The organism is Acinetobacter sp. P8-3-8 (genome assembly GCF_000214135.1).
Classification (GTDB): domain Bacteria; phylum Pseudomonadota; class Gammaproteobacteria; order Pseudomonadales; family Moraxellaceae; genus Acinetobacter.
Map to the genome: position 1 here is coordinate 72,582 of NZ_AFIE01000012.1, position 8,352 is coordinate 80,933.

General features: G+C 36.9%; 7 protein-coding genes. 6 read left to right on the top strand and 1 reads right to left on the bottom strand.

Annotated elements, in window-relative coordinates; genetic code table 11:
- The first annotated feature begins 3 nt into the window (after positions 1–3).
- The 5 genes from GGG_RS0107620 to galE are packed head-to-tail and all read left to right on the top strand — an operon-like array spanning position 4 to position 5,494.
- Positions 4–624, top strand: a complete 621-nt coding sequence (locus GGG_RS0107620) for a sugar transferase (RefSeq protein WP_010113572.1) — start codon at positions 4–6, stop codon at positions 622–624.
- 25 nt (positions 625–649) lie between these two features.
- Positions 650–1,525, top strand: coding sequence for a UTP--glucose-1-phosphate uridylyltransferase GalU (gene galU, locus GGG_RS0107625; protein WP_010113574.1), 876 nt, complete (start codon positions 650–652; stop codon positions 1,523–1,525).
- A 15-nt stretch (positions 1,526–1,540) separates the two neighbouring features.
- Positions 1,541–2,800, top strand: coding sequence for a nucleotide sugar dehydrogenase (locus GGG_RS0107630; protein ID WP_010113576.1), 1,260 nt, complete (start codon positions 1,541–1,543; stop codon positions 2,798–2,800).
- Positions 2,797–4,458, top strand: a complete 1,662-nt coding sequence (gene pgi / locus GGG_RS0107635) for a glucose-6-phosphate isomerase (protein WP_010113577.1) — start codon at positions 2,797–2,799, stop codon at positions 4,456–4,458. The genes GGG_RS0107630 and pgi overlap by 4 nt, the downstream gene beginning before the upstream one ends.
- 16 nt (positions 4,459–4,474) lie before the next feature.
- Positions 4,475–5,494: a UDP-glucose 4-epimerase GalE gene (galE, locus tag GGG_RS0107640; RefSeq protein ID WP_010113579.1), complete on the top strand. Its 1,020-nt coding sequence runs from the start codon at positions 4,475–4,477 to the stop codon at positions 5,492–5,494.
- 77 nt (positions 5,495–5,571) lie between these two features.
- Here the strand turns inward: galE and GGG_RS0107645 are convergent, their stop codons facing one another.
- Positions 5,572–6,942, bottom strand: coding sequence for a phosphomannomutase(PMM) (locus GGG_RS0107645; protein WP_010113581.1), 1,371 nt, complete (start codon positions 6,940–6,942; stop codon positions 5,572–5,574).
- Positions 6,943–7,282: 340 nt separating this feature from the next.
- Here GGG_RS0107645 and GGG_RS19595 point away from each other — a divergent pair.
- Positions 7,283–8,352 (top strand): Ig-like domain-containing protein (locus tag GGG_RS19595; protein WP_010113584.1); only part of this gene is annotated, 1,070 nt, incomplete at its 3' end.

The window sequence follows — 8,352 nt, forward strand, 5'->3', positions numbered from 1 at the left end:
ATAATGAAACGTTTGATAGATATCGTAATTTCATTGATAGCACTGATCCTTTTATCCCCTATCTTTATGATCGTCGCTCTAAAAGTACGCAAAAATTTAGGTTCTCCAATTTTTTTCTATCAAAAACGTCCTGGTAAAGATGGTAAGCTTTTTAAAATGATGAAATTTCGTTCAATGAAAAATGCATATGACGAAAATGGTAATCCATTACCAGATGATCAAAGAATTACGCCTTTTGGGCAAAAATTGCGATCTACCAGTTTGGATGAAATGCCACAACTGATCAATGTTCTAAAAGGGGACATGAGTGTGGTAGGTCCTCGGCCTCAACTTCCTGAATTTGTAGAACATTACACACCTCATCAAATGCGTAGACATGAAGTCAAGCCAGGCATGACGGGTTTGGCTCAGGTCAGTGGTCGTAATAATTTATCTTGGGAAGAAAAATTCGATTTAGATGTAGAATATGTTGAAAAACAATCTACAGTCTTTGATTTTAAAATTATGTTTAAAACTGTAGAAGTTATGCTGAAAAAAGAAGGTATTGATTCACCTGATCAAGCTGTTGGTGCAAGTCGCTTTTCAGGATCAGAAACGACAGATACCGAGTCTACAAATCGTTAATAATATAGTGTTGTTGAAGTAAATCATGATCAAGAAAGCCATTCTCCCTGTTGCTGGTTTAGGTACACGCTTTTTACCTGCAAGTAAATCCATTCCCAAAGAAATGGTCACTGTTGTTGATCGTCCTGCAATTGAATACGTCATCAAAGAAGCGGTTGCAGCAGGCATTGAAGAAATTATTTTAGTTACACATTCTTCAAAAGCATCGATAGAAAATTATTTTGATCGTAATTTTGAGCTCGAAACGACTCTTGAAAATAAGAAAAAATTTGATTTACTTAAAGAAATTACTGAGATTTTACCTAAGCATGTCAGTGTGATTAGCGTACGTCAACCACAGCCTTTAGGTTTAGGGCATGCTGTTCTATGTGCTAAAGCGGTTGTTAGTGATGAAGACTTTGCTGTACTTTTACCTGATGTATTGGTGAAAGAGAATCACGCAGAAAATGATTTAGCGCGAATGATTCAGCGTTTTGATACATCTAAAGCAGCGCAAATTATGGTCGAAGCAGTACCTGATCATTTGGTAGATCAATATGGTATTGTCGATGTTGCTCACTCACCTAAAGAAGGTGAAAGTATTGTGATGCAAGGTATTGTTGAAAAACCAGCTGTAGATAAAGCACCTTCTAATTTATCCGTTGTTGGTCGTTATGTCCTTCCTGCCAAAATCATGCAATTGTTAGAACAAACGCCTAAAGGTGCAGGTAATGAAATTCAATTGACCGACGCAATTGCAGCATTACAAAAATTAGAAAATGTTGAAGCTTACCGTATGAAAGGAAAGACTTTCGACTGCGGTAGTAAAATTGGGTATTTAAAAGCAGTTTTACATTATGGTGTAGAACACCCTAAATTAGGTGAAGAATTCAAACAACTCATTAAAGAGTTGAATCTATAAAGTATTGGATTATATATGAATATTTGTGTTTTTGGCACAACCCTTCAAGCTGGCGTAATTGCTGGCTTGTTTGCTGAATATGGGCATCAAGTCTATTGGTGTCCTCAAATTGCGACTGAAAATCAAGCTTCAGTGCATTATCAAGATGAAAATTTAAATCAATTGATTCATAAACAAATTAAAAATCATTCATTGCAACTGGTGAATTTGCAAGAGATCAATTTACAAAGTGATGTATTTCTTTTTAGCTTTAATCCAACAGAATTTGATCAAGCAATTGTCTTAGCAGAAGAGTTAAAAAGACGACCAATAATTCATCCTAAGCTGATGATTAATGGTTCAACGTTTGGTTTGGAAGGGACTGAAAAGCTCAAGCAAATTTTAGTCACTGATCATTGGGCATATTTACCTGATACCATTCAGGAGGGTAATGCGATCCAAAGCTTTATGGATCTAAAACAGATTATTGTCGGTACTGAGCAAGAAGAAACGCAACAACATATCAAAGAGCTACTTCGTCCATTTTTTCAATCAAAACAACAATTTTTGTTTATGCCTTTTTTGGATGCTGAATTTACCAAACTGAGTATTTCTGGCATGTTGGCAACACGAATTAGCTATATGAATGATATGGCGCAAGTTGCTGAAAAGTTAAATATTGATATTCAAAATGTGAAACAAGGTTTAGCTGCGGATAGTCGTATTGGTGCAACCTATCTTTCACCAGGTGTAGGTTTTGGTGGTGAGAATTTCTCGCACGATATTTTAACACTTACGGGTACTGTGGCAGGTTCAGGTATTAAAAGCCAATTGCTTGATCAAGTTTGGAATATTAACGAACAACAAAAAGAAATTTTGTTTAGAAAATTTTGGAATTACTACCAAGGGCAATTAACGGATAAAATCGTTGCGATTTGGGGGGCTTCTTTTAAAGAAAATACCTCGAGTGTTGATAATTCGCCAATTCATACCATGCTTGCAGCACTTTGGGCTCAAGGGGTTACGGTAAAGTTACATGATCCACAAGCTTTAGGCAGAATTGCAGAACTTTATGGTGATCGCTCAGATTTAATTTTATGCGATGATCCATACCAAGCAACAGAGCATGCACATGCTTTATGTATATTGACGGCTTGGAAGCAATATTGGAGCCCAGATTACTCACAACTTTTACAGAAAATGGCCCATCCTTTGATTCTCGATGGTCGTAATATTTTGGATCCTGATTTTGTCAAAGCACAAGGTTTTGCTTATCAAGGAGTTGGTCGAGTATGATAAATTCTATGTTAAATATTGATCAAAATCAGCAAAATTTAAAACAATTGCAAAACCAAGCTGTGACACAACAGCAAGTACGCTTAACAGATTTATTTGAGCAAGATCCACAGCGTTTTGAAAAATTCTCAGTGTCTTTTAATCAATTAAGTTTTGATTATAGTAAGCATCGAATAAATCAAGAAACTCGTGCTGATTTATTTAAATTTGCTGATTCAAAATCGTTAAAAGAATGGATTAAACGATTATTTACTGAAGAATCAATTAACTATACTGAAGGCCGAGCGGCGATGCATTGGGCTTTGCGCTTACCTAAACATGACCAAGAATATCCTGAATTAGCTGAGTTAGTACATCAACAATTAGATCGTATGTATCAACTTGTTGAAAAAATACATGCAGGACAATGTCGTGGTGCTACAGGTGAAGTCATTCAGGATGTTGTTAATATCGGTGTAGGTGGTTCTGATCTTGGCCCATTAATGGTGAGTCATGCTTTATCTGATTATAAAGTCAATACTGCCAAGCCGTTAAAAGTTCATTTTGTTTCAACGATGGACGGCAGTCAGCTTTCTGATTTACTACACCAACTTCGTCCTGAAACTACTTTATTTATTATTTCTTCAAAGTCATTTGGTACGATTGATACACTTTCGAATGCTCAAACTGTCCGTCAATGGTTAGAAAAAGCTTTAGGGACTCAAAAAAGTGTTGTTCAACATCATTTTGTGGGTGTTTCGACTAAACCTGAAAAAATGACTGAGTGGGGAATTGCCAAGGACAATCAGTTCTTACTTTGGGATTGGGTGGGTGGTCGATATTCACTTTGGTCATGCATTGGTCTCCCGATTGCTTTACAGATTGGCGTCGAAGGATTTAAGCAACTACTCGCAGGTGCTTATGCAATTGATCAACATTTTCAAAAAGCACCATTTGAACAGAATATTCCAGTATTAATGGGTTTGCTGGGTGTCTGGAATAATAATTTTCTGAATATTCAGACGCATGCTGTATTGCCCTATGATGGGCGATTAAAATATTTTGCGTCATATTTACAACAACTTGAAATGGAGTCGAATGGTAAATCGATCCAACGCAATAATGAGAAAGTGGATCTAAATACTTGCCCAATCGTATGGGGAGAGGTTGGTCCAAATGCACAACATGCTTTTTATCAGTTACTACATCAAGGAACACATGCAGTCAGTTGTGATTTTATTGCACCTGTACAACGTTATAATGCCAATCAATTTACTTATGCAGAAAGTGCTGAATCATTGATTGAGCAGCATCATTTGGCATTATCCAATTGTTTGGCACAATCACGATTATTGGCTTTTGGTAACAAAGCATTAAATGCGGATGAATTGTCACAATTACCACTGTATAAACAGTATGAGGGGAATCAACCGAGTTCAACTTTGTTGTTACAAGAGTTGAGCCCTTATAGTTTAGGCATGTTGATAGCACTTTATGAACATAAAGTATTTGTGCAATCTGTGATTTGGAATATTAATCCATTTGATCAATGGGGCGTTGAAAAAGGCAAAGAAATTGCCAATCAATTGCTTCCGATCCTGAGTGGTAAAGAAAAAGACCTTTCTCAACTTGATGGTTCTACACAAGGCTTGATCAAAATCTTACTTGGAAAAGAATAGAAACACTGGAAAAATTATGGCGAATATTTTAGTGACAGGTGGTGCGGGCTATATTGGTTCGCATACTTGTGTTGAGTTACTCGAAGCTGGACATGAAGTAATTGTTTTAGATAATCTTTCAAATAGTTCAGAAGAATCATTAAAACGTGTTCAAGAACTGACTGGAAAGACCCTTAAATTTATTCAAGGTGATATTCGCAATCAAAATGATTTGGATCAAGCTTTTTCTTCAAACCAAATTGATGCGGTGATTCATTTTGCTGGATTAAAAGCAGTAGGTGAAAGCCAGCAAATACCACTGACTTATTTTGATAATAACATTGCTGGATCAATACAGTTGGTTCAAGCAATGCAACGTGCCAATGTCTTTAATTTGGTATTTAGTTCTTCAGCGACAGTTTATGGAGAACAAAACTCATCTCCATATCAAGAAGATATGACATTGGGTATGCCTAATAATAATTATGGTTATACTAAGTTTATTACCGAACAGCTTTTAGAAAAGTTATCAATTGCGAATGAGCGGTGGTCAATTGCACTCTTACGTTATTTTAACCCAGTTGGTGCTCACAAAAGCGGTCGTATTGGCGAAGATCCATTAGGTATTCCAAATAATCTAATGCCGTATTTAACGCAAGTTGCTGTCGGACAAAGAGAGAAACTTTCTATTTTTGGTCATGATTATCCAACCCAAGATGGTACGTGCGAAAGAGATTTTATCCACGTTGTGGATTTGGCAAAAGCACATGTTTTAGCTGTTGAAAACAGATTGAAAGATAGAGGGTGTCGTGCATGGAATATAGGAACTGGAAATCCTATTTCAGTATTACAAATTAAAGATACCTTTGAGAAAGTGAATGGTATTCAGGTTAATTCTGAATTTGTAAATCGGAGAGATGGTGATTTAGCGAGTTTCTATGCTGATGCCTCAAGAGCGAATAAAGAGTTGAAGTGGACACCAAAATATAAATTAGAAGATATGTTGGTCGACAGTTGGAACTGGCAAAAACAGAATCCAACAGGTTATAAGGCGTAGTTTTCCACGATATTTTCTTCAATAAAATAGGCGCATAAAGCGCCTATTTTAATATTCTAAGATTTAAAATTGAGAAATTAACCCTGAATCAATCGAGTTAATTCATCCACATAATCTTGCATAGGTTTAGGATTCTTATCCGCACGACTTTCAATATTCAAACGCAATAATGGCTCGGTATTTGAAGCACGTACATTTAAACGCCAAGCACCGAAATCTAAACTTACTCCATCCGTTTTATCAATAGCAGGATTTTGATCCGCAAAATAATCAAAGATTTTTTGAATGGTAGTTTGAGTATCAGTCACTTTAAAGTTGATTTCACCACTACAAGGAAAGCGCTCAATCATGTCTTCAACTAAACTTGATAACGATTGTTGAGTTTCAGATAATACAGAAACTGCCAATAACCACGGAATCATGCCACTATCACAATAGGCAAAGTCACGGAAATAATGATGAGCACTCATTTCTCCGCCATACACCGCATTATTTTCACGCATGACATCTTTAATAAACGCATGACCAGATTTCGATTGAACAGCGATCCCGTTATATTGTTCAACAATATCTAAAGTATTCCAAACTAAGCGGGGGTCATGAACAATCTTTTCTCCCGTTTGTTTGAGTAAAAAGGCTTGCGCAAGTAAGCCAACAATATAATAACCTTCAATAAATTGCCCTTTTTCATCAAATAAGAAGCAACGATCGAAGTCACCATCCCAAGCAATTCCCATATCTGCTTGATGCTCTAAAACAGCATTACGCGTACTGTCACGATTTTCAATTAAAATCGGGTTAGGGATACCATTTGGGAAGTGACCATCTGCATCATTATGAATTTTTATAAATTCAATAGGAATATTGAGTTGTTTGAATTTTTCTTCAATTGCATCAACAACATGACCAGCAGCCCCATTTCCTGCATTCATCACCAATTTAAGTGGACGGATTTTAGTTGGATCAATATAAGTCATTAAATGATCAATAAATTCTGGAAGAATATTATATTTTTCAGTGGTTCCTTTTTGATGAACCTCTGTGAATTGTCCTGATTCAGCCAATGCCTGAATGTCTTTTAAACCCGTATCCGCACTGATTGGTCGAGCATTTTCACGCACCAATTTCATGCCATTATAATCCATTGGGTTATGACTGGCTGTGACCTCAATACCGCCTTGAACATCAAGATGGAATGCACCAAAGTAAACCTCTTCAGTTCCAGTCATTCCTAAATCAAGTACATTGACGCCTGCATCATTTAGACCACGAATTGTTGCTTGTTTTAAGTCTTCACTGGTTAAGCGTACATCACAACCGATAACAACGGTTTTAGGTTGGTAAATTTGCCCATAAGCACGACCAATTTTATATGCAATGTCGTCATTCAGTTCAGTGCCAAGTTTCCCACGAATGTCATAGGCTTTAAAACAGCTAAGTGATGCCATAGTTGCTCATTTTTTGTGATTTAAAGAGCTGGGATTATACATGATGAATGATTACAGAATTTACATTATTTGTTCAGGTTTCATTTCACTGATGTGGGAAGTACTCATAAAGATATTTTTGAAATATTAATAAACAAATAATTAAAAAAAATAATCAATAGTCCCCAAAAAAAAGCAACGATAAATGAATAACTTGTCTATAAGAAAATTAAATTGATTCCCATTTACCCATAAAAACGATAGTTGAATAGTGTTACAACATTTGTTTTGTGACACAAGTCACATTATTATATGCAAGATTATCTCTTTAATTCATATTTTATAAAAATGAGGCTACATAATGACAAGAATCGTAATCGTTGCTAAAAATGGCGGAGATTTATTACAAGACACTCAAGCAAGTGAAGTTGTATTGAGTCAGCCATCCGTTGTGCAAATCGGTGTAACGAAAGATGCGGTAGCGTCTATTACAAGAGAAGGCAATAATGTTGTTGTTGTTCTAAAGAACGGTGAAAAAATTGTCATCGATAACTTTTTCAACGATGCGAATAATGCCGACAATTCATTAGTGTTCCCTGAACAAGATAAAGGCTTCGCTTTAGTCGAGTTTGACTCTGCAAATGGCGCTGTTAATTACCTTGGTTTGGATAATCTTGAACCATTACTTTATTCAAATGACACGGCTGGGTTGATTGCTTGGTTATTTCCGGTTGTAACCGCTGGCGGAATTTTATGGTGGGCGCATCGTGATCATGATAGCCATAAAGATCAAAGCTCACCTACTGCGAAGGCAACATTAACCAGTATTACGGATGATACAGGTGCAAGTTCTACAGATTTAATTACAAATGATAAAACCCTGATTTTTAATGGAAAGATTACTCAGCCTTTGGCTGCTGACGAAACTGTTCAGGTTAGTTTGGATGGCGGGAAAACATGGCTAGATGCGGTTGTTGATCGAAATAATGGGTCATGGAGTTATGACAACACGAATAATCCTTTGGCTGATGGTGTCTATACAGTTCAAATCCGTACGATTGATGAAGCTGGAAATATTGGTCCAATCACAGAACAAAAGATTACTATCGACACTGCTGTACCAATTCAGCCTGAAGGTGTTGGCGCTACGGACAATGTCGGACCAAATGTAGGCGAAATTCCATCAGGTGGTACGACAGATGACACTACACCGACGATTACAGGTAAAGGTGAACCGGGTGCGACCGTTGAAGTGATTGATAATGGTCAACCACTAGGTACAACAACAGTGGACTCAGCAGGCAACTGGACATTTACACCAGATACCCCATTGACAGATGGGCCGCATGAAATTACGACAACTCAAACCGATCCTGCAGGAAATACGAGTGAGCCTAGCGATGCGCTTGTATTGAATGTAGATACAACGCC